Below are 24,465 nucleotides of genomic sequence, written 5' to 3'. Positions count from 1 at the left end.
GTTAATTGCTTAATAGAGTGGGCTGACCCACTCTTAATTTGTTTGATTTCCCATAAATGAAGGTATATTTCTTTTTGTACTACAAAAAATAGATATGATTTTATGGAGGTGATTCTTTGAATAGAAAAAACACAGTTAAAGTTATTAGAGAACACTGTGAACCCATAGTTGAGGAACTTGGATACGATTTAGTAGACTTAGAGTATGTGAAAGAAAATGGTAATAGTTTTTTAAGATTTTATATTGGTAAATCAGAGGGTATAAGTATTGATGATTGTCAGAAGGTAAGCGAGATAGTAGGGGATAAATTGGATGAATTAGATCCTATTCAGGAAAGTTATTATTTGGAAGTTTCATCTCCTGGGTTGGATAGGCCATTAAAGAATGATAAGGATTTAAAAAGAAATATTGGAAAGGATATAGAGATTAGCCTTTATAAAGCCATAGATGGTAAAAAGAAATATATTGGAGAACTAATAGATTATACTGAAGACTTTATCAAAATAAAAGAAGATAATTTGACAGAGAGAAAGTTAAAAAGAGAAGCTATTTCACAGATTAAGTTGGCAGTAAAATTTTAAGGGAGGTTTAATTAATGAATGCAGAGTTTATTGATGCCCTTGAAGAAATAGAAAAGGAAAAAGGGATATCTAAAGAAATCATTTTTGATGCTTTAGAATCTGCACTTATTTCAAGCTATAAGAAAAACTTTGGTTCATCTCAAAATGTGGAAGTTGAAATAGATAGAGATACGGGGAGAGTAAGTGTAATTGCAAAGAAGATGGTTGTCGAAGAGGTAGAAGACGATTTGTTGGAAATAAATATTGAAGAAGCTAAAGAAATAGATGATAAGTACCAAATAGGAGATGTTTTTGTAATTGAGGTTACTCCAAAAAACTTTGGAAGAATAGCAGCACAAACTGCTAAGCAAGTAGTTATACAAAGGATAAAAGACGCAGAAAGAGATGTAATATATGATGAATTTATTAATCGAGAAAATGAGATAATCACAGGGATGATTCAAAGGATTAGTAGAAATAATGTATATATTGATTTGGGGAAAACTGAAGGCATATTACCTCCTACTGAACAGATTGAAGGGGAAGTGTATAAACAGGGAGATAGGATAAAATTAATTATTTTGGAAGTTAAAAAAACTACAAAGGGGCCACAAATTGTCCTTTCCAGATCCCATCCTGGTTTAGTAAAAAGATTATTTGAATTAGAAGTTCCTGAGATTCATGAAGGTATTGTTGATATTTATGCTATATCTAGAGAAGCAGGTTCAAGAACGAAAATTGCTGTTTACTCAAAAGACCCTAATGTAGATCCAGTAGGTGCATGTGTAGGTTTTAAAGGAAGCAGGGTAAAAGCTATAGTAGATGAACTAAATGGTGAAAAAATAGATATAATAATATGGAGTAGAAACATAGAAGAATTTATTGCTAACAGCTTAAGCCCCTCAAAGGTGATAAAGGTTGTAGCTAATGAGAAGGAAAAATCAGCTGTAATAGTAGTCCCTGATTACCAATTATCTTTGGCAATTGGTAAAGAAGGACAAAATGCTCGATTGGCTGCAAAATTGACTAATTGGAAAATAGACATAAAAAGTGAAAGTCAATATGATGGTGAATTGAAATCTTAGAATTTGCGAGGTGATAAATTGAGAAAGAAAAAAATACCTCTGAGAAAATGTGTTGCATGTAATGAAAGTAAACCTAAGAAAGATTTAGTTAGGGTGGTAAGGAATAAGGATGGTATTATAGATGTTGATTTGACTGGAAAAACGAACGGCAGAGGGGCTTATATTTGCTCAAATATGGACTGTTTAAATAAAGTCAAGAAGAGCAAAAAACTAGATAGAGCACTAGAGGCTATGGTACCAGATGAAATATTTGATAAACTTAAAGATATAGTTGAAGTCAATAAGGAATAGGAAATGGAATTATCACCTGTAAAAATACTGGGGGTGTATAGTTTGATAAAAATTAGAGTATATGAACTAGCTAAAGAACTTGAGATGACAAGTAAAGAACTCATTGAAAAAATGAATGAATTAGATATTGATATTAGCAGTCATATGAGCTCTTTGGAAAGCGAAGAGGCAGAGATGATTAGAGAACTTTTTGAAGAAGATAAAGAAGTCATAAAAGAAAATGAAAGAACCAGCAAAGGTAAAGGGACGAAACCAAAGAAAAAAGGGGATAATAAGCAGAAGATGGATAATGTTACTGAAAAAATAGATGAGGAAAAGGTAGATAAAATTATCGAAATAGGAGATAGTATAATAGTTAAAGATTTTGCTGATGAGATGGGGCTAAATGCAACTCAGGTAATTACTAAATTGATAGGTTTGGGGGTCATGGCTAGTCAAAATCAACCCATAGATTTTGATACTGCTAGTATTATTGGGGATGAATTTGGTTTTAGGGTTATTAAGGAGCAAGAGGAAGATATAGAAGATATAGAAAAAGAATTTGATTTAGACTTTGAAGATGATCCAAAAAATTTGAAACCAAGACCACCTGTTGTTACGGTAATGGGTCATGTAGACCATGGAAAAACCTCCCTTTTAGATGCTATTAGAAAAACTTCAGTAACTACCCAAGAAGCTGGTGGGATTACCCAGCATATAGGAGCTTCCATAGTAAATGTAGAAGGTAAAAAAGTAGTGTTTTTGGATACACCTGGTCATGAGGCTTTTACTTCCATGAGAGCTAGGGGTACCCAGGTTACTGATTTGGCCATATTGGTCGTTGCAGCAGATGATGGTGTAATGCCACAGACAATTGAGGCCATTAATCATGCTAAGGCAGCAGGAGTACCTATTATAGTTGCAATTAATAAGATTGACAAACCAGATGCAAATATAGATAGGATTAAGCAGGAATTAGTAGAGCATGGATTAGTACCAGAAGAATGGGGTGGCGATACTATTAGTGTACCAGTTTCAGCTTTGAGAAAAGAGGGTATAGATGAATTACTTGAAATGATTCTTTTAGTAGCTGAAATGCAGGAATTAAAAGCAAATCCAAATCGTAAAGCAGTAGGTACTGTCATTGAGGCTCAACTTGATAAAGGTAGAGGCCCTGTTGCTACTGTATTGGTTCAAAAAGGTACATTAAGGGTTGGAGATATGGTGGTAACAGGAAGCGCTAGTGGGAGAGTAAGAGCTATGTTTGATGATAGAGGGAAAAAAGTTAAGAAAGCTAGTCCTTCTATACCAGTAGCAATTTTAGGTTTATCAGAAGTTCCTTTATCAGGAGATTTATTGTATGCAGTTGAGGATGAAAAAACTGCTAGGACCTATGCTGATAAAAAGAAAGAAATGGTAAGAGAAGAACAATTGAAATCTTCTCAAAAGATATCTTTAGACGATTTGTTTGAAAAAATACAATTAGGAGAAATTAAAGACTTAAATATAATTATTAAAACAGATGTAAGAGGGACCATAGATGCAATTAAACAATCACTAGAAAAGTTAGAGAATGAAGAAGTTAAGGTTAATATTATCCATGGTGGAGTTGGAGGAATAACTGAAAGTGATGTAATGTTGGCTTCTGCATCTAATGCTATAATAATTGGTTTTAATGTAAGGCCTACTTTAAATGCATTGGATATAGCTAAACTTGAGAAAGTAGATGTAAGAACATATAGAGTTATTTATGATGCAATAGAAGATATAAAATCCGCTATAAAAGGGATGTTAGAACCTAAATATATAGAAGAAGTTATCGGTAGAGCTCAAGTTAGAGCTACATTCAGAGTTCCTAATGTGGGAGTAGTTGCTGGAATCTATGTACAACAAGGGAAAATTACTAGAAATAGTATTATCAGATTATTAAGAGATGATGTAGTAATATTTGAAGGAAAAGTATCTTCCCTCAAAAGATTTAAAGATGATGTTAGGGAAATCACTTCAGGATATGAAGGTGGATTAGGTTTAGAAAACTATAATGATATAAAAGAGGGAGACACTCTAGAAGCATATATAATGAAAGAAGTGGAAAGATAAGAGGTGTAACCTTATGAATACAAAAAGAATAAATAGAATTTCAGAAGAGATTAGAAGAGTAGTTTCGGAACTTATATCTAGAGAGATTAAAGATCCAAGGGTAAGTCCAATGACAAGCGTTACAAAGGTTCAAGTGACCAATGATTTAAGTTATGCAAATATATATGTTAGTGTATTAGGCGATGAAGAAGTGAAAAAAGACACTTTAGAAGGTCTAAAAAGTGCTAAAGGTTTTGTTAGAAAAGAAATTGGCAATAGGATTGATTTAAGACATGCACCAGAACCTATTTTTCATCTTGATGAATCTATAGAACATAGCCTTTATATTTCTAAATTAATTGAAAAGGTAAACAGAGAAGATGAAAACAAAAGAGGAGATAAGGATGAATAATCCAATAGAAATATTGATGGTAGAAGCAGTTAAATTGATAAAGAAATACAATAATATATATATTGTTTCTCATGTGCAACCTGATGGAGATAATATTGGGTCTACTTTGGCTTTAGCAATGGCCATTAAAAAACTTAAAGGAAATGTAAAAGTAATAAAGGTAGATAATATTCCTTCTGATTATGAATTTTTACCTGGTATAGATATGATTAAAGACTATAGTCTTGATGAATCCATAGAACTATTGATTTCATTGGATAGTAGTGATTTAGATAGATTAGGCTTGGGAAAGGAATTTGCTTTAAAAGCTAAAAAGGTTATAAATATTGACCATCACATTACAAATAATAATTTTGGAGATATAAATATTGTATCTCCTTCATCTGCTGCAACGGGAGAAATAATATATGAATTAATAAAAAAAATGGAAGTAGATTTTAACAAAGATATTGCTACATGCCTATATACTGCAATTAGCACAGACACAGGTGGTTTTATTTACAGCAATACTACTTATAAAACCCATCTAATTATTGCAGAATTATTAAAACTTGGAATTGATGCTGACAATATCAATATTAACCTTTATCAAAATAGAAGTATGGCTAGAACTAGACTTTTCATTGATTCCTTAAAAAAAATGGAAACCTTTTTAGGAGGCAAAGTTGGACTTGTTGTTATAACTCAAGAGATGTTAAAAATTAATGAATCTACAATGGAAGATACAGAAGGAATCATATCTTTTATTAGAGAAATTGACTCTATTGAGGTGGCTTGTCTATTAAAAGAGATTGATGAAAATGAAGTCAAAGTTAGTTTGAGAAGTAAAAAACAAATCGATGTATCGAAGATATGCAACAAGTTTAACGGTGGCGGTCATGTTAGGGCTGCTGGATGTACTATTTATGAAAAGATTTATAATGCAAAAGAAATGATACTGGAAGAGATTTTCTCGAATTTTAGGTGATTATATGAATGGAACTATTAATTTATTTAAACCAAGGGGAATTACTTCCCACGATGCAGTATATAAAATGAGGAGAATTCTAGGCATAAAAAAAATTGGACATACAGGAACTTTAGACCCCAATGCTACTGGAGTTTTACCTTTATGCATAGGTAAAGGCACTAGAATTAGTGAATATTTACTAGATGTAGATAAGGAATATATTGGAGAATTAACCCTTGGTATAGCCACTGATACCCAGGACATGGACGGTGAAGTAATTAACTATTCATCAAAAAAGGTTAACAAGGCTGATATCTATAAGGCTTTTGATAGATTTAGGGGAGAAATAAATCAAATACCACCTATGTATTCTGCATTGAAAAGAGATGGAAAGAAGCTATATGAGTTAGCTAGGGAAGGCATAATAGTAGAGAGGCCTCCTAGAAAGATTTTTATATATGATTTAAAAATATATAATATATTGGATAATAAAAAGATTATTTTCTATGTTAAATGTTCTAGGGGCACCTATATTAGGACTTTATGCCATGATATAGGAGAACTCTTGGGTACATATGGTTATATGTCTTATTTAATTAGAATTGGCGTAGGTGATTTTAGTATAGAGGATAGCTATAGCTTTGAATATCTAAATAGTCTAGATAGAGATGGGCTAAAATCGGTAATTTGTCCAATAGATGAAAGCATAAGCCATTTGGATTCTTTAGTTGTTGAAGATAAGTTTTATAATGGTTTAATTAACGGTAATATTATTCCTTTAGAAAGGGACATGATAAAATCTTATGAACCAAATATTCCAATTAAAATATATTGTAAAAATATTTTTATTGGAATAGGGAGGATAATAATTAAAAATCACTTGCCCAATATAAAAATAGATAAAGTTCTTATATAAGGTGATAAATATGGAAATTATAGATTTGAATAATTATAAGGAAAAGAGATATGAAACTGCTATTGCTTTAGGGAATTTTGATGGAATTCATATTGGTCATCAATATTTAATTAAAGACAATAATGAAAAAGCAAAAAAAAGAGATTTTAAATCATCAGTTTTATTATTTAAAAATCATACTAAATCTATATTGAAAAACAAAGACAGATCAAAACTAGAAATTATTACCCTTTATAATCAAAAATTAGACATACTTGATAGCTTAGGCGTCGAATTGATATATACTATAAATTTTGATAAAGATATAATGAAGTTGTCAGCAGAAGAATTTGTTAATAGTATTCTAATCGATAAATTAAATGCAAAGTTAGTAACAGTTGGATTTGATTACAGATTTGGGCATAAAGCAGCAGGAGATAGTGAATATTTGAAGCAATTGGGTAAAGAAAAAGGATTTGAAGTTAATATTATTAAACCTATTTATTTGAATAATCAAGTTGCAAGTAGTACAATAATCCGCAATCTAGTTAAATCTGGTGATATTAAAGAAGCAAATAATTTTCTTGGACGATATTATTCAATTATTGGCAAGGTCGTTAAAGGTAGAAGTAGGGGAACTAAAATGGGTTATCCCACTGCTAATATTAGACTAGCAAATGATTTTGTTATCCCTAAATGTGGAGTGTATATGACCCTAACCACTTTGGATAATAAAGATTATATGAGTTTAACCAATATAGGTTATAATCCAACTTTTAATGAAAATGAATTAAAGATTGAAAATTATATTTTGGATTTTGATGAAAATATATATGGGGAAATTATTAAAATAGAGTTTGTTGATTTTATTAGGGATGATATTAAGTTTAATACAGTCCAAGAATTAATTGAACAGATAGAAAAAGATGTAGAATATGTTAAAAAGCATCAATAATATTTACATTTAGCAATATATATGATAATATTAGTTTGACAAATAAATACCTTTAGCTAAGTTTCTCGTACCTCGGCGATTTACTTAGCTAATGGTGAAAATAAAATTAGAGGAGGTAAAATATATGACAATGACTAAAGAACAAAAAGCTCAAATTATTGAAGAGTATAAATTGCATGATGGGGATACTGGTTCACCAGAAGTTCAAATTGCAATATTAAGTCACAGAATTAATTCCTTAACAGAGCACCTTAAGACACATAAAAAAGATCATCATTCAAGAAGAGGTTTGTTTAAGATGATAGGTCAAAGAAGAGGTTTATTGAAATATTTAGAAAAAAAGGATATTGAAAGATATCGTGCTTTAGTTGAAAAATTAGGAATTAGAGGATAATTAGAGCGGGGATTTATCCCGCTCTATTGATTTATCACTAGGAGATAACCTAATCAATTAAAAAAGGATTTTTTATGAGTTTTTTGAAATAAATTTTAACCTTAACTCTAGTATTTAGTGTTTTTAATCAATAAAAGGTTATAATAAGAATATGTTAAATTATCAAAAGGAGGTAGAACATGGAAAGGCAGTTTCAGTATAATTTAGCTGGAAGAAATCTTTCTATTACAATTGGAAAAGTAGCTGAACAAGCCAATGGAGCATGTTTACTCCAATATGGAGATACGGTGGTATTAGTTACAGCTACAGCATCTAAGGAACCAAGAGAAGGAATAGATTTTTTTCCATTAAGCGTTGATTTTGAAGAGAGGTTATATTCAGTAGGTAAGATACCTGGAGGATTTATTAAAAGGGAGGGTAAACCCAGTGATAAAGCAATACTAACATCGAGGTTAATAGATAGACCTATTAGACCACTATTTCCAGATGGATATAGGAATGATGTACAAGTTATTGCTACTGTGTTATCTGTTGACCAAGATTGTACACCAGATATAGTTGGAATGATTGGTTCTTCTATAGCCCTATCAATATCAGATATACCATTTAATGGTCCAACAGCGTCTGTATTAGTTGGATTAGTTGATGGTAAATTTGTTTTAAATCCCACAGCTGAAGAAAGAGACAAATCCCATATTCATCTAGTTGTGTCAGGAACAAAGGATGCAATTATGATGGTAGAAGCAGGGGCTAATGAGGTACCTGAAGAAACTATGCTAGAAGCTATACTGTTTGCTCATGAAGAAATCAAAAAATTATGCATATTTATTGAAAGTATTCAAGAAGAAATAGGAAAGGAAAAACAAGAAATTGTAGTATTTAAACCAGATATTAATATTGAAAAAGAAGTTAGAGAATACGCAACAAATAAACTAATTGAGGCTATTCAGACTTTTGAAAAACAGGATAGAGAGGAAAAAATTGATGAAGTAATAGGGGAAACAGTAGAGAATTTTGTTGAGCAATATCCGGAGAATGAAAAAGATGTTGTTGAAGTGTTAGAAGAAATAGTAAAAGAAGAAGTTAGAAGACTAATTTTAGAAGAAGGAACTAGACCTGATAATAGGAAAGTGGATGAAATTCGTCCTATAACCTGTGAGGTTGGTTTATTACCTAGAACCCATGGTTCTGGATTATTTAAAAGAGGTCAAACTCAAGTATTAACTGTTGCAACTTTAGGAGCCTCTAGCGATGTTCAAATTATCGATGGAATTAGTGAAGAAGAATCAAAAAGGTATATGCATCATTATAATTTTCCACCTTATTCAGTTGGGGATACTAGGGTTTTAAGAGGACCAGGAAGACGTGAAGTAGGGCATGGTGCATTGGCTGAAAGAGCATTAGAACCAGTAATACCATTAGTAGAAGAGTTCCCATACACCATAAGATTAGTATCTGAAGTGCTTAGTTCAAATGGCTCTAGTTCTCAAGCTAGTGTATGTGGTAGTACTTTAGCTTTATTAGATGCAGGAGTTCCAATTAAGGCATCAGTAGCAGGAATTGCAATGGGATTAATTAAGTCAGAAGATAAAGTAGCTATTTTATCTGATATCCAAGGTATGGAGGACCATTTAGGTGATATGGATTTTAAAGTTGCAGGAACTGAAAAAGGAGTAACTGCAATCCAAATGGACATAAAAATATCGGGTATTGATAGAACTATATTGACTGAAGCTTTAAAAAGAGCCAGAGATGGAAGATTGTTTATACTTGGTAAGATGAATGAAGCCATTTCAAAGCCTAGGAAAGAATTATCCCCTTATGCTCCAAGGATTATTACCATGCAAGTTGATCCAGATAAAATAAGGGATATTATTGGCCCGGGAGGTAAGATGATTAACAAGATAATAGATGAAACTGGTGTGAAAATTGATATAGATGATGATGGTAAAGTATCTATAGCTTCAGATAATATGGAAAATGGGAAAAAGGCTATGAAAATAATTGAAGAAATTGTGAAAGATGTAGAAATTGGAGATATATATATGGGGAAAGTAGTAAAAATAGTACCTTTTGGTGCTTTTGTAGAGATAATTAATGGCAAAGAAGGACTACTCCACATTTCAAATATAGCCAATGAAAGGATAAATAAGGTTGAAGATGTACTGTCAAATGGAGATCAAGTATTAGTTAAAGTAATAGATATAGACAATCAAGGGAGAATTAATTTATCAAGGAAAGCAGCTTTACCAAAAGAAGAAAAAGAATAGAATTTACATTGGTACTAAATGCATGAACCCGATTAAGGTTCATGTTTTTAATTTATATAATATAATTTACCATTCCTCTGAATATAAATAATGATATAAGAATATTTGGAGGGATAAATATGAGAATATTAATTGTGAACAAAAAAACTATCTACACAATAGTAGGAATTATTTTTATACTAATAGTAGTAGCAATTTATTTTTCTTTATATAACAGGATAGATGAAACGTTTAAGATGGATATATATTATAAAGGTAATGTAGATGATAAGATTGTATCTTTTGCTTGTAATGTAGACTGGGGTAATGAATATATTCAACCCATGTTGGAAACTTTTTCTAAGCATAATATAAATATTACCTTTTTTGTAACGGGTACTTGGGCTCAAAAAAATCCAGAATTATTAAAAGATATTTATGAAGCAGGCCATCAGATAGGCAATCATGGATATAAGCATATAGATTATGACAAATTAAATTATGAAAGTAACAAGGAAGAAATTTTGAAAGCTCATAATATTATATATAATATTTTAAACTATGAACCTGTATACTTTGCACCTCCATCGGGAGCTTATAATGATAATACTATAAAAGCAGCAAAAGATTTAAATTATGATATAATAATGTGGAGTATTGATACCATTGATTGGAGAGAAGATAGTACTAAAGAAAAAATAATAAATAGAGTAATTAGTAAAATCCATGATTCAGCTATTGTATTAATGCATCCAACAGAAGAAACGGTTAATTCTTTACCAGAAATTATATCTTATCTATTTGATAATGGGTATAAAATCGGTAAGATTAGCGATGTAATCAAATAAAATTATATAAGGATTTAGGAGGACAAAAATGTACTTAAAGGATAAACTTGATAATGGGATTCGAGTTGTGATGGAGAAAATCCCTTATGTTAATTCAGTTTCCATTGGAATATTGGTGGAAAATGGTATTATGAAGGAGGACAAGCATGTAAATGGGATATCCCATTTTATTGAACATATGCTATTTAAAGGTACAAAAAATAGAACCGCTAAAGATATAGCTACATTAATTGATAATATTGGTGGTCAAATAAATGCTTTTACAAGTACTGAATATACTTGTTTTTATGTTAAAGTATTGGATAAGCATTTGCCAATTGCAATAAATCTTCTATCTGATATGTTTAATAATTCAATATTCGATGAAAAGGATATTGAAAAGGAAAAGGGAGTAATCTTGGAGGAAATAAAGATGTATTTGGATTCACCAGAAGATTTAGTTTATGATCTATTAAACGAGCTAATGTTTGAAGATACTCCATTAGCATTGCCTATTTTAGGTTCTTACGGAACCATTAATAATCTAGATAGAGAGTCTATATTAAAATATTTTCATAACAACTATATACCAGAAAATATGGTTATTTCAATTGTTGGGAATTTTGATGATAAGGATACTTTAAAGATATTAAACAATGATTTTGCCAATGGTTCTATGGGTTACACAAATAATTCAATAAACAATAGTCTTCCAAATATTAAACAGAAGATGGGCTGTCAAGTAAAAGATATTGAGCAGTTAAATTTTTGCATAGGAATGGAAGGGGTTAAAAGAGGGTCTGATGATATATATCCACTATTGGTCATGAATAATGTATTTGGTGGGAGTATGAGTTCTAGGTTATTTCAGAACATTAGAGAAGAAAAGGGCTTAGTATATTCCGTATATTCTCATCCTACATCCTTTCAGGATATAGGAGCATTTACCATATATGCTGGTTTAGGAGTGAATCAGATTATTAATGTAGCCCAACTAATAAATAAGAATATTAAAGATTTAAAAATTAATTTAATTACTGAGGATGAGTTGATAAAATCTAAAGAGCAATTAAAGGGCAATTATATACTAGGTATGGAAGGTACTTTTAGCAGGATGTTTGATATAGGAAAATCTGAATTGTTATTAGGTAAGATATTATCTCCAAAAGAAGTTTTAGAAAAAATTGATAATGTTAAAATGGAAGATATTAAAAGGATAGTTGATAAAATTTTTGACCAAACCAAATATAATATAGCTTATGTTGGGAAAATTTTTGACTGTGAAAGGATTGATAATCAATTAAAAGAAATATTTTTTAGCTGAGGTGATATTATGGTAATTAAAGTAGTAAATAAAAGTTCTTTTCCTCTTCCTAATTACAAAACTGTTGGTTCAGCTGGTATGGATTTACATGCTAATATCGATGAACCTATACTAATCAAACCATTAGAAAGAGTTTTAGTATCCACAGGCTTATTTATTTCCATCCCTAAAGGTTATGAAGCTCAAATACGGGCTAGAAGTGGGCTAGCTTTGAAGCATGGCATTTCATTAGCAAATGGAATTGGTACCATAGATAGTGATTACAGAGGAGAAATAGGAGTAATATTGATTAATTTAAGTAATGATGATTATATAATCAAAAGAGGAGATAGGATTGCTCAAATGGTGTTTGTAAAATATGAAAGAGCTGAGTTAATGGAAGTTTCAACTTTAGATTCTACAGATAGAGGGGAAGGAGGTTTTGGACATACAGGGTATTAATATACCCTTTTATATTATAGAATATCATAGTTAACCTTATCATAAATGATAAAGCATATTATTATTTATATCACATAAAATATAATATGAAATAAAAGGAGATGGTAAGATGACAATAATGCTCAGTGAATTAGGTGGAAAAGAAATAATTAATTTAAATAATGGTCAACGTTTAGGTATAATTGCTGATTCAGATATTGTTGTAGACAAAAATACAGGGAAAATACTTACCTTGCTAGTACCTGAAAAAAAACTTCAATTTAGATTATTTGGAGAGAATTCATCCATCGAAATACCCTGGAATACCATTAGAAAGATTGGTAACGATATGATTATAGTGGAATTGTAAAATAAATAGAGTAATCTAAAGATACTATTAAAAGACAACCTGATTCTAAGAATCAGGTTTAATATTTAATTTTTCCTATTTAGGCATATTATAATAGGAAAAGTAAAAACTATAATACTAGATATAATTAATACAATGGAGGTTATAGAGTGAGTAAAGATACTGTTCCAGATAAAAATGAAGATATGATTGAAAATGTAAAAGAGTTAGGTACACCTAAAGCACCAAATTTTGAAAATAATATACAATTTTTATCTATAATAGGTGAAATAGAAGGACATAATATATCTCCTTCCGATAAAAAGACAACAAAATATGAACATTTAATACCTATGTTAATAGCTGCTAAGCAAGACCCTAAGATTGAAGGTGTTTTTATTATTTTAAATACTGTAGGTGGAGATGTGGAAGCTGGATTAGCCCTAGCGGAGATGATATATAGTATTGATAAACCAAAAGTATCTTTAGTCTTAGGGGGAGGCCATAGCATTGGTGTACCATTAGCTACTGCTTCAGACTATTCTTTTATTGTACCTTCAGCTGCTATGACAATTCACCCAATTCGAACAACAGGATTAGTCATCGGTGTACCACAGACCTTTAGATATTTTGAAAAGATGCAGAAAAGAATTATAAATTTTATTCTAAGAACGTCTAATATTGATAAAGATACCTTGAGAGAGTTGATGTATTCTACCGATGAATTAGCTAATGATGTAGGCACAATACTTATTGGAAAGGATACTGTTGATATTGGTTTAATAGATGAGGTAGGTGGATTTAGCCAAGCACTAGAGAAGCTTAATGAAATGATTCATATGAAAAATCCATAGTATAACAATTTGAATTGTGCTATAATAACATGAGAATATGAAATAAAAGGGGGAATTGAATTGACATTAATTCAAGCTATTATACTAGGAGTGTTTCAGGGAATTGCTGAATTCTTACCTATTAGTAGCTCTGGTCATTTGGTAATATTGCAGAATATTTTTGGTATAAAAGAAGGAAATCTTTTTTTTGCTGAAATGCTTCATTTTGGCACTTTGTTATCTATAGTAATTGTTTATTTTAATGATATAATAAAGATAATTGTTGAATTTATAAAAATGATAAAAAATTGGATAATCGATAGAAGGTTTAAGATAAGAAATGATTATCAAAAATTAGGCGTGCTTATAATAGTTGGTAGTATACCTACTGCCATAATTGGACTAGCATTTGAAGATTTTTTTGAAAAGCTCTATTCATCTTCTATGCTTCCAATAGGAATAGCTTTTATTGTGACTGGTCTTTTATTGTGGGTTGCAAATAAGAGAAGTTATGAGAATAAAAGGGTTAAGAATATGACATTTATAGATGGGCTAATTATAGGTACTTTTCAAGGTATAGCCATAATACCAGGTATATCTAGATCTGGCTCTACCATTGTTGGTGGATTATTAAGGGGATTGAATAGATCTTTAGCAACAGAATTTTCATTTTTATTGGCTTTGCCTGCAACTTTTGGTGCTGGCGTATTAGGAATTAGAGAAGTTTTAAAAAAGGATAGCCAAGTAGCCTTTACTATACCTTTATTAGTAGGTGTTCTATTGTCAACTATAGTGGGAGTCTTAGCAATAAAGATATTGATAAAAATGCTTAAAAAAGACAAACTACATTATTTTTCTTACTATTTATGGGTAGTTGGATTGATAACAATAGTATTATCCTTCTTTAAATAGATAGGATATTTATACTTAATATAAAACTTGTTCAAGAGGTGGTGATCTTCTTGAGTAAAAAGAAGAAAAGAAAAAACATGGAAATCTCTAGGGAAATAATTGGTATTATAATTATTTCTTTTGGAATTCTATCGTCAATTAGCTTAATTAGTGACAAAACAGGTATTATTGGAGTATTTTTACGAAGCGTATTTTTTACTCTTATGGGTTTTGGAGGGTACATATTTCCATTAATTATCATTGCTATAGGATTGTTGTTTATAATTAATAGATTTGATATAGAAAAGGATATAAAATCTATTTATCTACTGATTTTGTTTTTTTGTTTTTTGACTTTAATTGATATTAGAACTAAAACTGGTGTTAATCTTTCTTCAAAGATTGCTAATTCAGTAGAGTTAAGCAAACAAGGTTTAGGAGGAGGTTTCATTGGTACAGTCTTTGGATTTGTTTTTTTAAAACTATTTGGTTCAGTGGGTTCATATATTATTATTGCCTTTATCATTTTAATATCCGTATTACTTTTTACAGAAGTAAGAATTAAAGACTTCATAAAAAGAATTGAATTTAGAAAAAATAAAATTACTGATTTAAAAGTTGATACCAATATTAAGAGAAAAACTTCTAATGGTAAAGGAATAGATAATATAAATGAAGAAATAATAATTCATGATCATACTAAAAGGGAAAATAAAGAAATAAAAAATGATACTACAATTGATAATGAACTATTAATCAGTAGTAGTAGAAATGTAATTGCAAACTATACATTACCACCTTTAGAATTACTGAATGATTTTGAAAAAAAACAAGATTCTTATAGCAAAAAAGAAATATTAAACAATGCAAAGAAAATTGAAGAGACTATGAAAAATTTTGGAATTGAAGCGACTATTGTTCAAATCAATAAAGGTCCTTCCATTACTTGTTATGAATTACAGCCTGCTCCAGGTGTTAAAGTGAGTAGGATTGTCAATTTATCAGATGATTTGTCCTTGAATTTGGCAACATCAGACATTAGAGTTGAAGCACCAATACCTGGTAAAGCAGCAGTAGGAATTGAAGTTCCTAATAGGATAAAGGATAATGTAGGATTAAAAGATATTTTACAATCCAAAGAGTATATATCCTTAGATAGTAGTTTGCCTCTATTGCTAGGAAAGGATATATCTGGTAAACCAATTGTTTCTAGTATTGACAAAATGCCTCATCTTTTGATTGCTGGTGCAACAGGTTCAGGGAAAAGTGTTTGTATAAACACAATTATTATGAGTATACTGTTTAAGGCCCACCCCGATGATGTAAAGCTATTACTTATTGATCCTAAAGTAGTGGAGCTGAGTATTTATAACGGAATACCCCACTTATTAATACCTGTAGTTACAGAACCTAGGAAAGCTGCTTCTGCTCTTAGTTGGGCAGTTGAGGAGATGGAAAGAAGATACAAACTATTTGCTAAGAATAATGTGAGAGATATTAAAGCTTATAATGAGAAATTTGAAAACAAAAATGATGAAAAATTGTCCAATATAGTCATAATTATTGACGAATTAGCAGATTTGATGATGGTGGCAGCCCAAGAAATAGAGGATTTTATTTGCCGATTAGCGCAAATGGCAAGGGCGGCAGGAATGCATTTGATTGTAGCAACTCAAAGGCCTTCTGTAGACGTTATTACTGGCACTATAAAGGCTAACATACCTTCGAGAATTTCTTTCGCTGTATCATCCCAGGTAGACTCTAGAACTATATTAGACATGTCTGGTGCTGAGAAATTATTAGGAAAGGGAGATATGCTATTTTATCCTTCACATCTATCAAAGCCAATACGTATCCAAGGGGCTTTTATTAGCGATGCAGAAGTTGAAAGAGTTGTTAACTTTTTAAAAGCCCAAAACTTAACAGATTATAACGATGAAATAATTGAAACCATACAAAGTGAAATAGAATTAGATAATGTATTAGGTGATGCAGACGAATTATTGCCAGAGGCTGCTTATCTAGTAACTGGGGAAGGGCAGGCGTCTATTTCTTTATTACAAAGGAAGTTAAGGATTGGATATGCAAGGGCTGCTAGAATTGTGGACGAAATGGAGGAATTAGGTATAGTTGGCGGATATGAAGGAAGTAAGCCAAGAAAGGTACTTTTATCAAGAGAACAAGTAGATTCTCTATTTGGGGAGAGATGATTTATGGATGAAAAGATTGTTTCAATAATAACATTAGGTTGTTCCAAAAATGAAATAGATTCAGAGTTAATGATGGGAATTTTAAAGAACAACAAATATAAAATAACAAATTCATTAGAAGAAGCAGAAGTAATTATTATAAATACTTGTGGATTCATAGAGGCTGCTAAAGAAGAATCAATAGAAGTTATATGGGAAACAACTAGATATAAAAAAGAAGGTAGATGTAAATATTTAATATTAGCTGGATGTTTATCAGAAAGATATTCTAATGAACTTATGGAAGAAATAGATGAAATAGATGGAATAATTGGAACAGGTAATATAAAGGATATCATTAAATTAATTAATGAAATAGAAAAAGGAGAAAATAAGATTAAGCTGACTGAAAACATTGATGAAGGCTACTTAGAAGAAATCCAGAGACAGAGTTTTAGACCTACAGAGTATGTAAAAATATCTGAAGGCTGTGATAACCATTGCACCTACTGTATTATACCTAAATTAAGAGGTAAACACAGAAGTAGAAAAATGGAAGATATTATAAGAGAAGTTGAATATTTAGCTATGAATGGTGTAAGAGAAATTATTCTAATAGGACAAAATACTACTGACTATGGTATAGATTTATATGGAGAATATAAGTTAAATGAATTACTAGATAATTTAAACAGGATTGAAAAATTAAAATGGATTAGATTGCTTTATTTATATCCAGATAATATTTCATCCAATTTAATCTCCTCAATTAAAAGCAATGAAAAAGTGGTAAAATATTTAGACATTCCTTTACAACATGTAAACAATAATATATTAAAAAGGATGAACAGAAAAACTTCAAAAGAAGAAATAAAAAACTTACTATCAACATTACGAAGTGAAATCCCAAACATTATATTAAGAACAACTTTTATTGTAGGGTTTCCTGGAGAAACTAATGAAAATTTTAATGAGCTATATAACTTTATTGAAGATATAAGATTTGATAAATTAGGGATATTCACTTATTCAAGAGAAGAGGGAACTCCAGCCAGTAAATTTAGCCATCAAGTAGATAAAAAAACTAAAGAAAATAGAAGGGATAGGATAATGGAGTTACAGCAAAATATATCTTATTCATTAAACAAGAAAAGGGTTGGAAAAAATTATGAGGCAATAATAGAAGATATTTATGAAAAAGGATTATATATAGGAAGGACCTATATAGATAGTCCTGATATAGATGGTATCGTATATATTAAATCCAATGAAACCCTTAAATTAGGACAGTTTGTTAATGTATTGATTACTGATAGTTTAGAATATGATTTGATTGGAGAGATTGTTCTATGAATTTAGCAAATAAAATAACCCTAATAAGGGTACTTATGATTCCTTTGTTTATGATAGTATTATTTTCTGATTTTAACAATAGCACTTATATTGCTGCTATAATATTTGCTATAGCTGCTGCAACTGATGGATTAGACGGATATATTGCTAGAAGTAGAGAACAGGTTACCACTTTTGGTAAATTCATTGATCCATTAGCAGATAAATTATTGGTTTCTACAGCTCTAATATCTATGGTACAACTTGGCAAAGTACCTGCTTGGATTGTTGTAATAATCATTGCCAGAGAATTTACTATTACTGGTTTTAGAATTATTGCTGCTTCAGAAGGAATAACTATAGCAGCTAGCTCCTTAGGTAAAATTAAGACAATTACACAATTAGTTGCCATAATTAGCCTGTTGATAGATAATTATCCATTTAAACTAATCAATTTTCCATTTGATATAATTATGCTATATATTTCATTGTTTTTTACAGTTCTATCTGGAGTAGATTATTTATATAAGAATAAACATGTTTTAACGACTAGTAAAAAATAGCTGAGGTGAACAGAATGAATGCTGAAATAATTTCAGTAGGAACAGAGATAATATTAGGAAGTACACTTAACACAAACACCTACTATCTATCTAAAAAGTTATGGGAAATTGGTATTGATGTGTTATATCATACTTCAGTAACAGATAATCCAAAGTTATTGGAGGAAGTAGTAAAAATCGGTTTGAATAGATCAGACCTATTAATATTTACTGGTGGATTAGGTCCTACAGCTGATGATATGACAAAAGAAGTTATTAGTAAAACTTTAGGTCTTAATTTAGAGTTGAATAAAAACATGGAGGATAGTATTAAAGATTATTTTGATAAGACTAATAGATTTATGTCTTCTAACAATATAAAACAAGCTTATTTACCTAAAGGTGCAAAATTTTTAATCAATGAAATTGGTACTGCTCCTGGAATATACATTGAATGGAAAGAGAAAATATTAGTATTATTACCAGGACCTCCTAAAGAAATGGAATTGATGTTTAATAAGTATGTAATCCCACTAATTAGGCAGAATTTTACAATTAAAATAAAAACCATTAATACCATTGGTATAGGAGAATCTACTTTAGAAACGCTCTTAATTGATATAATTAAAAATCAACAAAATCCATCATTGGCCACCTATGCAAAAGAAGGACAAGTGGATATTAAAATTGTTGCTAAAGGCAATGAAGAAGAAAAAGTTAATATATTGTTAGATGAAATGGTTAAAAAAATTGATAATAGAATATCTGAATATATATATAGTTATGAGGATGAGACCATAGAAGAAGTAGTATTTAAAAAGCTAAAAAGAAACCATATGAAGATTGCCTTTTGTGAATCATGTACTGGAGGTCTCGTATCTGCTAGATTTACTCGAGTTCCAGGAGCTTCAGAAGTTTTTGAAAGGGGACTTGTTACATATAGTATTGAATCAAAAATGGACGAATTAGGCGTTAGCAAAAGTACATTGGATAAATATGGAGCTGTAAGCGAACAAGTAGCTATTGAAATGGCAAAAGGACTTCTCAAAAAAACTGGAGTAGATATAACATTATCTACAACAGGTATAGCTGGACCTACAGGTGGAACTAAATCAAAACCAGTAGGGCTTGTTTTTATAGGAATTGCTACAAATAATAATTCTTATTCTATTAAATCTATTTTTAATGGAGATAGGAAGTCTATTCAAAATAGGGCTGCATTAAAAGCCTTTGATGAGTTAAGAAGATTTTTATAAGCAATAAAATTTATTGATTGACTAAAAGGGGAATTTATTGTACAATTATTGTAGAACTTATGTTCCAATATGTGAAGGGTGGTGAATCCAGTTTAACTGGAAAAATATGACCAATAATAATGAGAAGAAGAAAGCTTTAGATGTAGCCATCAACCAAATAGAAAAACAATTTGGTAAAGGTTCAATAATGAGATTAGGTGATACGGAAATTGTTAAGATGGAAGTTATACCAACGGGCTCTTTAGATTTGGACATTGCATTGGGTATAGGAGGGGTTCCCAGGGGTAGAATTGTTGAAATATATGGACCAGAATCTTCAGGGAAAACTACTGTTGCGTTACACATAATTGCAGAAGCACAAAAGAATGAGGGTATAGCAGCTTTCATTGATGCTGAACATGCTTTAGACCCAAACTATGCAAAAAATTTAGGCGTAGATGTTGAAAATCTTATAGTATCACAACCTGACACTGGAGAGCAAGGACTAGAAATAACGGAAGCTTTGGTAAGAAGTGGGGCAGTTGATATCGTGGTGGTAGATTCAGTTGCTGCATTAGTACCAAAAGCTGAAATAGAAGGAGAGATGGGAGATAGTCATGTAGGCTTACAGGCAAGATTAATGTCCCAAGCTCTAAGAAAATTAGCAGGAGCAATAAACAAATCTAATACTACTGTAATTTTTATTAATCAGTTGAGAGAAAAAGTGGGTGTTATGTTTGGAAATCCCGAAACTACTACTGGAGGTAGAGCTTTAAAATTCTATTCTAGTATACGTTTAGATGTAAGAAGAATTGATTCTATAAAACAAGGGGATAGCGTTATAGGTAATAGGACAAGGGTTAGGGTGGTTAAAAACAAGGTAGCTCCTCCTTTTAAACAAGCAGAATTTGATATTATGTATGGTTTAGGTATATCTAAAGAGGGTAATATTTTGGATACTGGAGTTGTGGCAGAAATTATTAATAAATCTGGTTCTTGGTATAGTTATGGGGAACATAGGCTTGGACAAGGTAGAGAGAATGCTAAAGATTTTTTAAGAGAAAATCCTAATATTACATTGGAAATTGAAAAGAAGATAAGGGAAAATTTTGGTTTAGTTTCAGACGAAAAAGATAATAATGATGACAAAGAAAAAACCAAGAAAAATTAAATAAACCTCCTAATTAGGAGGTTTATTTATAAGGAGTGTTATATATATTGAGATTACTTTTTATAACAGATACTCACATTAGAGGCACAACACCAAAAAACAGGAAGGATAATCTTCCGGAGACGTTAGAAAAAAAATTTAAGGAAATAGCTAAAATAATAGAAGATTATGATATTGATTATGTACTACATGGAGGGGATTTGTTTGATAGGCCAGATATCTCTGTTTCCATTGTAGCAAATTTTGCTTCAATATTAAATGAATTTAAAGTTCCCATATTTATTGTTTGTGGTAATCATGATATTTATGGTCATAATCCAAGTACCATAAATAGAACTATGTTGGGACTTTTAGATACTTTAAAAGTTGTTAGAATAATTAATAGAAACGAAATCATATACTTAAATAAAAATGGTATCAAGGTACAATTAACTGGTCAACCTTATACCTATAATATTGATAATCCATCAAATATATCTGATTATATAATAAAAGATATTTCAGAAGATGTAGATTATGCAATTCATATGGTTCATGGTATGTTATTAAACAGACCTTTCATAAAAGGAATTCCATATACTTTAATTGATCATATTAAGGATACTAAAGCACATATTACTTTGTCAGGACACTACCATACTGGCTATGGCATTATAAAAGTAGATGATAAGTATTTTATTAATCCAGGAAGCCTAATAAGAGTTACTAATAGTTTAGCTGAAATAGAGAGAATGCCCAAAATTGCAATAATAGATTTAGAAAGTTCAATTAATGTTGAGCTTATAGAATTAAAGGCTGCTTCTGAAGGGGAAGAAGTGTTAGATAGAGAGGAAATTGAAAACCATATTTTCAAAAGTGAAAGATTGTTTGAATTCAAACAATCTATAGATGCAGCTGTGAATTTTGAAAAATTAGAAATAAATGAAATATTAATGGAGGTTTCCAATACTGAAGGAGTATGTGAAGAAGTAAAGTTAGAAGCTCTCAAACGGATATCTCATTCCCAAATGAAAAATTTAGGAGATGAGTTTTAATATGAAATATATAAAGAAAATAATCCTGGAAAACTTTCAATCTCATAGATATACAGAGATTGAACTAGATGAATACTTGAATGTTATAGTAGGACCATCCGATCATGGCAAAACTGCCATAATTAGAGGTTTGAAATGGGCTCTATTTAATGAGCCTTCCGGAGATTATTTTATCAGAGAAGGAGAAAATGAATGTAGTGTTACAGTGATTTTTAATGACGGAACTAAAATAAAGAGATATAGAAGTAAAACTAAGAACGCTTATTATCTATATGATAATGAAGGAGAAGAATTAATATTTGAAGGTTTTGGCACAAAAGTTCCTGAAGAGATAATAGATAGAACTTCAATGAGAAAGATAATGTTAGATAGCAACCAATCTAATTCAATAAATATTGGTGAACAATTAGATGGACCGTTTTTGCTTTCTGAAAAAAATGCCACTAGAGCTAACGCTATCGGTAGGTTAGTGGGAGTTCATATAATAGATGATGCCTTAAAAGATACATTAAAAGATATTAGAAATTTAAATATTAAGAGAAGAAATCATGAAGAAATTTTAGAAAATCTGGAAAAAAGTTTGACTGAATATGATTATCTAGATGATTTAATGGGAAAAATTGAACGGTTAAAGAATATAAAGAATCATATTTATAATAGTCAACAAAAACTAATGAAATTAGACCAATTGTCAAAAGCATTAAATACAATTAATGAGGAAGTTTTATTGCTAAAAGAGTATTTAAACAAATTAGGGAATATAAACAGGATTACAGATATTGAGAAAGAATTGACTAATAATATCAATAATTTTTACTATATATATAATAGAAATAATAGATTAAAAAAAATCAATTATGATATTGGATATAATGAAAATCTGCTTATTTCTTTAAAAAACATTGATAGAATGAAAGAAATGGTTAATGTAGTAAGTGTCTCTTTAAGCCGTGCAACTAAATTGAATAAAATTAAAAAAGATTATAAGCGGGTTAATGATTCTATATTAAAAAATAGAAGAGTAATGGAATCTTTAAAGGAAATTAATCAAGTAGAAAAAAACATTGCTTTTATTGAAAAGCACTATTTGAAGATTACTAAATTAATAGATTTAAAAAATAGATTAGATAATACGAATAAAAGCCTTTCTATAGGTAAAATATATACTGAAAAATTGTCTGAAATTGATTCTGTACTAGATATGAGGAATTCATTGGAATTAAAAAATAAACATTTGAAGAAATTGATAGATTATAATAAGAAGTATGATACAATCATAATAGGAAAGTCTGAAATTGAGAAAAGGATATTGCAAATAGATAAAGAGATAGATATTCAATTGAAACAATATAAAGTCATTTTAGCTAAATTGAAAGTATGTCCTCTGTGTTTTAGTAATATAGATGAACTTCGAATTGATGAAATCATAAATAATTACAGATAGGAGGAAAAGAACCAATGGATTATGAAAAGGAACTTAATGATTTACGAGATAATCTTGAAAAAGCTAAAAGTTTAAAATATAGGGCTGAAGCAAGACTAGAACAGCTCAATAATCAACAACAAGAAATAATTAAAGAATTAAAAGAACTAGGGGTAAATCCTGAAGATTTAGAAGAAGAAATTAAAAAACTAATATCAGAAATTGATGAAATGTTTAAGGAAGCAAATAGATTGCTTCCAAAAGATATTTTAGAAAAGAAGTGATACAATGATTGATAGTTTAGAAGCTTTAGATAGTTATATATCTAAAGTCGATTCATATATTTCTAAAGAGCTAGGTAAAAAGGAGAAGATATTAGAACAGATAAAAGCTAATAGTGATTTAATAAATAATATTCAATCAGAGATTGATTTAATTGAGAAAGTAAGTCTACTCCTACAAAGAACTTCTGAATTTGCTAGAAATCAAGCAAAAGTTCAAATTGAATCCTTAGTAACTAACTGCTTACAATACATATTTGATAGTAATGTAGAGTTTGAAATAGAAATTGAAGAATCATATGGAAAACCTAGCGCTGAATTTTTTGTGATTACTAGGGCAGATAATACTATAATTAAAACTAAACCTGAACTATCTCGAGGTGGAGGAATTGTAGATATAATATCATTAGCCTTGCGTATAGCTTTTCTTCAAGTCCATAAGCCCAAAATAGAAGGACCACTTATTTTAGATGAACCTGCTAAACATGTAAGTGAAGACTATATTTTCAATGTAGCAGATTTTCTTAAAAGAACATCAGAGATGTTTAATAGACAAATCATTATGGTAACGCATAACAATCATTTATCTTCAATTGGTACTAATGCATATAGAGTTAGTATGAAAGGAACAGAAAGTCAGGTAGAGAAGATAACTCCTAATTAATACCCTGTCAATAGTCAGTGAAAATGTCATATAAAAGAACTTAATTTTATTCAATGAAAGTGTCATTTTTAGAATGAAAAACTATTGATGAGTATTGCATTT

25 protein-coding genes are annotated in these 24,465 nt (G+C 30.1%); all 25 read left to right on the top strand.

The features are described from left to right. Positions 1–116: 116 nt before the first annotated feature. A complete protein-coding gene (rimP, locus tag C3E90_RS02175; protein WP_236913908.1) occupies positions 117–581 on the top strand; it encodes a ribosome maturation factor RimP in 465 nt (154 codons plus the stop codon). 14 nt (positions 582–595) lie between these two features. Beyond that, positions 596–1,645, top strand: coding sequence for a transcription termination factor NusA (gene nusA, locus C3E90_RS02170; RefSeq protein WP_236913907.1), 1,050 nt, complete (start codon positions 596–598; stop codon positions 1,643–1,645). Positions 1,646–1,663: 18 nt separating this feature from the next. Further along, positions 1,664–1,936 carry an RNase P modulator RnpM gene (gene rnpM / locus C3E90_RS02165; protein ID WP_236913906.1) on the top strand — a complete coding sequence of 91 codons (273 nt, stop codon included), beginning with the start codon at positions 1,664–1,666 and terminating at the stop codon, positions 1,934–1,936. Between the two features lie 42 nt (positions 1,937–1,978). Continuing rightward, complete coding sequence (gene infB, locus C3E90_RS02160; protein ID WP_236913905.1) at positions 1,979–4,015, top strand: translation initiation factor IF-2; 2,037 nt, start codon at positions 1,979–1,981, stop codon at positions 4,013–4,015. 13 nt (positions 4,016–4,028) lie between these two features. Further along, complete coding sequence (gene rbfA / locus C3E90_RS02155; RefSeq protein ID WP_236913904.1) at positions 4,029–4,406, top strand: 30S ribosome-binding factor RbfA; 378 nt, start codon at positions 4,029–4,031, stop codon at positions 4,404–4,406. Then, positions 4,399–5,373 (top strand): DHH family phosphoesterase, encoded by a 975-nt coding sequence (locus C3E90_RS02150; protein WP_236913903.1) that lies wholly within the window; start codon positions 4,399–4,401, stop codon positions 5,371–5,373. The genes rbfA and C3E90_RS02150 overlap by 8 nt, the downstream gene beginning before the upstream one ends. Positions 5,374–5,377: 4 nt before the next feature. Then, entirely contained in the window at positions 5,378–6,271 is an 894-nt protein-coding gene (gene truB, locus C3E90_RS02145) for a tRNA pseudouridine(55) synthase TruB (protein WP_236913902.1), read from the top strand. Positions 6,272–6,281: 10 nt separating this feature from the next. Next, complete coding sequence (locus C3E90_RS02140; RefSeq protein ID WP_236913901.1) at positions 6,282–7,205, top strand: bifunctional riboflavin kinase/FAD synthetase; 924 nt, start codon at positions 6,282–6,284, stop codon at positions 7,203–7,205. Between the two features lie 130 nt (positions 7,206–7,335). After that, a complete protein-coding gene (rpsO, locus tag C3E90_RS02135) occupies positions 7,336–7,599 on the top strand; it encodes a 30S ribosomal protein S15 (RefSeq protein WP_272879038.1) in 264 nt (87 codons plus the stop codon). A gap of 179 nt (positions 7,600–7,778) precedes the next feature. Next, positions 7,779–9,869: a polyribonucleotide nucleotidyltransferase gene (locus tag C3E90_RS02130; protein WP_236913899.1), complete on the top strand. Its 2,091-nt coding sequence runs from the start codon at positions 7,779–7,781 to the stop codon at positions 9,867–9,869. 119 nt (positions 9,870–9,988) lie between these two features. Beyond that, the gene (locus C3E90_RS02125) at positions 9,989–10,696 is read left to right on the top strand and encodes a polysaccharide deacetylase family protein (RefSeq protein WP_236913898.1); all 708 of its coding nucleotides are present in this window, start codon (positions 9,989–9,991) and stop codon (positions 10,694–10,696) included. 28 nt (positions 10,697–10,724) lie between these two features. After that, a complete protein-coding gene (locus C3E90_RS02120; RefSeq protein WP_236913897.1) occupies positions 10,725–11,999 on the top strand; it encodes a M16 family metallopeptidase in 1,275 nt (424 codons plus the stop codon). Between the two features lie 9 nt (positions 12,000–12,008). Continuing rightward, positions 12,009–12,440 (top strand): dUTP diphosphatase, encoded by a 432-nt coding sequence (gene dut / locus C3E90_RS02115; RefSeq protein WP_236913896.1) that lies wholly within the window; start codon positions 12,009–12,011, stop codon positions 12,438–12,440. A 109-nt stretch (positions 12,441–12,549) separates the two neighbouring features. Next, on the top strand, positions 12,550–12,789 hold the full coding sequence (locus C3E90_RS02110) for a YlmC/YmxH family sporulation protein (RefSeq protein ID WP_236913895.1): 240 nt from the start codon (positions 12,550–12,552) through the stop codon (positions 12,787–12,789). Positions 12,790–12,974: 185 nt separating this feature from the next. After that, complete coding sequence (locus tag C3E90_RS02105) at positions 12,975–13,622, top strand: ClpP family protease (protein WP_236913936.1); 648 nt, start codon at positions 12,975–12,977, stop codon at positions 13,620–13,622. Positions 13,623–13,682: 60 nt separating this feature from the next. Then, positions 13,683–14,513, top strand: coding sequence for an undecaprenyl-diphosphatase UppP (gene uppP / locus C3E90_RS02100; RefSeq protein ID WP_236913894.1), 831 nt, complete (start codon positions 13,683–13,685; stop codon positions 14,511–14,513). Between the two features lie 50 nt (positions 14,514–14,563). Beyond that, positions 14,564–16,702 carry a DNA translocase FtsK 4TM domain-containing protein gene (locus tag C3E90_RS02095; protein ID WP_442870551.1) on the top strand — a complete coding sequence of 713 codons (2,139 nt, stop codon included), beginning with the start codon at positions 14,564–14,566 and terminating at the stop codon, positions 16,700–16,702. A 3-nt stretch (positions 16,703–16,705) separates the two neighbouring features. Next, the gene (gene rimO / locus C3E90_RS02090) at positions 16,706–18,034 is read left to right on the top strand and encodes a 30S ribosomal protein S12 methylthiotransferase RimO (RefSeq protein ID WP_236913893.1); all 1,329 of its coding nucleotides are present in this window, start codon (positions 16,706–16,708) and stop codon (positions 18,032–18,034) included. After that, entirely contained in the window at positions 18,031–18,576 is a 546-nt protein-coding gene (gene pgsA / locus C3E90_RS02085) for a CDP-diacylglycerol--glycerol-3-phosphate 3-phosphatidyltransferase (protein ID WP_236913892.1), read from the top strand. The genes rimO and pgsA overlap by 4 nt, the downstream gene beginning before the upstream one ends. 14 nt (positions 18,577–18,590) lie before the next feature. Further along, positions 18,591–19,811, top strand: coding sequence for a competence/damage-inducible protein A (locus C3E90_RS02080; protein WP_236913891.1), 1,221 nt, complete (start codon positions 18,591–18,593; stop codon positions 19,809–19,811). A gap of 106 nt (positions 19,812–19,917) precedes the next feature. Continuing rightward, on the top strand, positions 19,918–20,961 hold the full coding sequence (recA, locus tag C3E90_RS02075; RefSeq protein ID WP_236913890.1) for a recombinase RecA: 1,044 nt from the start codon (positions 19,918–19,920) through the stop codon (positions 20,959–20,961). Positions 20,962–21,008: 47 nt separating this feature from the next. Then, a complete protein-coding gene (locus C3E90_RS02070; protein ID WP_236913889.1) occupies positions 21,009–21,995 on the top strand; it encodes a metallophosphoesterase family protein in 987 nt (328 codons plus the stop codon). 1 nt (position 21,996) lies between these two features. After that, positions 21,997–23,439 (top strand): AAA family ATPase, encoded by a 1,443-nt coding sequence (locus tag C3E90_RS02065; RefSeq protein WP_236913888.1) that lies wholly within the window; start codon positions 21,997–21,999, stop codon positions 23,437–23,439. A 14-nt stretch (positions 23,440–23,453) separates the two neighbouring features. Continuing rightward, on the top strand, positions 23,454–23,702 hold the full coding sequence (locus C3E90_RS02060) for a hypothetical protein (RefSeq protein WP_236913887.1): 249 nt from the start codon (positions 23,454–23,456) through the stop codon (positions 23,700–23,702). Positions 23,703–23,706: 4 nt separating this feature from the next. Then, positions 23,707–24,363 (top strand): ATPase, encoded by a 657-nt coding sequence (locus C3E90_RS02055; RefSeq protein ID WP_236913886.1) that lies wholly within the window; start codon positions 23,707–23,709, stop codon positions 24,361–24,363. Positions 24,364–24,465: the final 102 nt, after the last annotated feature.

It is taken from the genome of Clostridium sp. Cult2 (assembly GCF_021655075.1).
Lineage (GTDB): Bacteria > Bacillota > Clostridia > Tissierellales > Tepidimicrobiaceae > Schnuerera.
The sequence above is the reverse complement of the archived record's forward strand: the minus strand, read 5'-3'. Positions and strand labels throughout refer to the sequence as shown.

What these genes read in the sequence shown, in the direction of transcription:
- C3E90_RS02055 (WP_236913886.1), top strand. Translation starts at nt 23,707, where the DNA reads ATGATTGATAGTTTAGAAGCTTTAGATAGTTATATATCTAAAGTCGAT.
- pgsA (WP_236913892.1), top strand. Translation starts at nt 18,031, where the DNA reads ATGAATTTAGCAAATAAAATAACCCTAATAAGGGTACTTATGATTCCT.
- C3E90_RS02060 (WP_236913887.1), top strand. Translation starts at nt 23,454, where the DNA reads ATGGATTATGAAAAGGAACTTAATGATTTACGAGATAATCTTGAAAAA.
- C3E90_RS02140 (WP_236913901.1), top strand. Translation starts at nt 6,282, where the DNA reads ATGGAAATTATAGATTTGAATAATTATAAGGAAAAGAGATATGAAACT.
- C3E90_RS02130 (WP_236913899.1), top strand. Translation starts at nt 7,779, where the DNA reads ATGGAAAGGCAGTTTCAGTATAATTTAGCTGGAAGAAATCTTTCTATT.
- C3E90_RS02150 (WP_236913903.1), top strand. Translation starts at nt 4,399, where the DNA reads ATGAATAATCCAATAGAAATATTGATGGTAGAAGCAGTTAAATTGATA.
- C3E90_RS02080 (WP_236913891.1), top strand. Translation starts at nt 18,591, where the DNA reads ATGAATGCTGAAATAATTTCAGTAGGAACAGAGATAATATTAGGAAGT.
- C3E90_RS02110 (WP_236913895.1), top strand. Translation starts at nt 12,550, where the DNA reads ATGACAATAATGCTCAGTGAATTAGGTGGAAAAGAAATAATTAATTTA.
- rbfA (WP_236913904.1), top strand. Translation starts at nt 4,029, where the DNA reads ATGAATACAAAAAGAATAAATAGAATTTCAGAAGAGATTAGAAGAGTA.
- rimO (WP_236913893.1), top strand. Translation starts at nt 16,706, where the DNA reads ATGGATGAAAAGATTGTTTCAATAATAACATTAGGTTGTTCCAAAAAT.
- nusA (WP_236913907.1), top strand. Translation starts at nt 596, where the DNA reads ATGAATGCAGAGTTTATTGATGCCCTTGAAGAAATAGAAAAGGAAAAA.
- C3E90_RS02125 (WP_236913898.1), top strand. Translation starts at nt 9,989, where the DNA reads ATGAGAATATTAATTGTGAACAAAAAAACTATCTACACAATAGTAGGA.
- dut (WP_236913896.1), top strand. Translation starts at nt 12,009, where the DNA reads ATGGTAATTAAAGTAGTAAATAAAAGTTCTTTTCCTCTTCCTAATTAC.
- truB (WP_236913902.1), top strand. Translation starts at nt 5,378, where the DNA reads ATGAATGGAACTATTAATTTATTTAAACCAAGGGGAATTACTTCCCAC.
- C3E90_RS02065 (WP_236913888.1), top strand. Translation starts at nt 21,997, where the DNA reads ATGAAATATATAAAGAAAATAATCCTGGAAAACTTTCAATCTCATAGA.
- C3E90_RS02120 (WP_236913897.1), top strand. Translation starts at nt 10,725, where the DNA reads ATGTACTTAAAGGATAAACTTGATAATGGGATTCGAGTTGTGATGGAG.
- recA (WP_236913890.1), top strand. Translation starts at nt 19,918, where the DNA reads ATGACCAATAATAATGAGAAGAAGAAAGCTTTAGATGTAGCCATCAAC.
- C3E90_RS02105 (WP_236913936.1), top strand. Translation starts at nt 12,975, where the DNA reads ATGATTGAAAATGTAAAAGAGTTAGGTACACCTAAAGCACCAAATTTT.
- rpsO (WP_272879038.1), top strand. Translation starts at nt 7,336, where the DNA reads ATGACTAAAGAACAAAAAGCTCAAATTATTGAAGAGTATAAATTGCAT.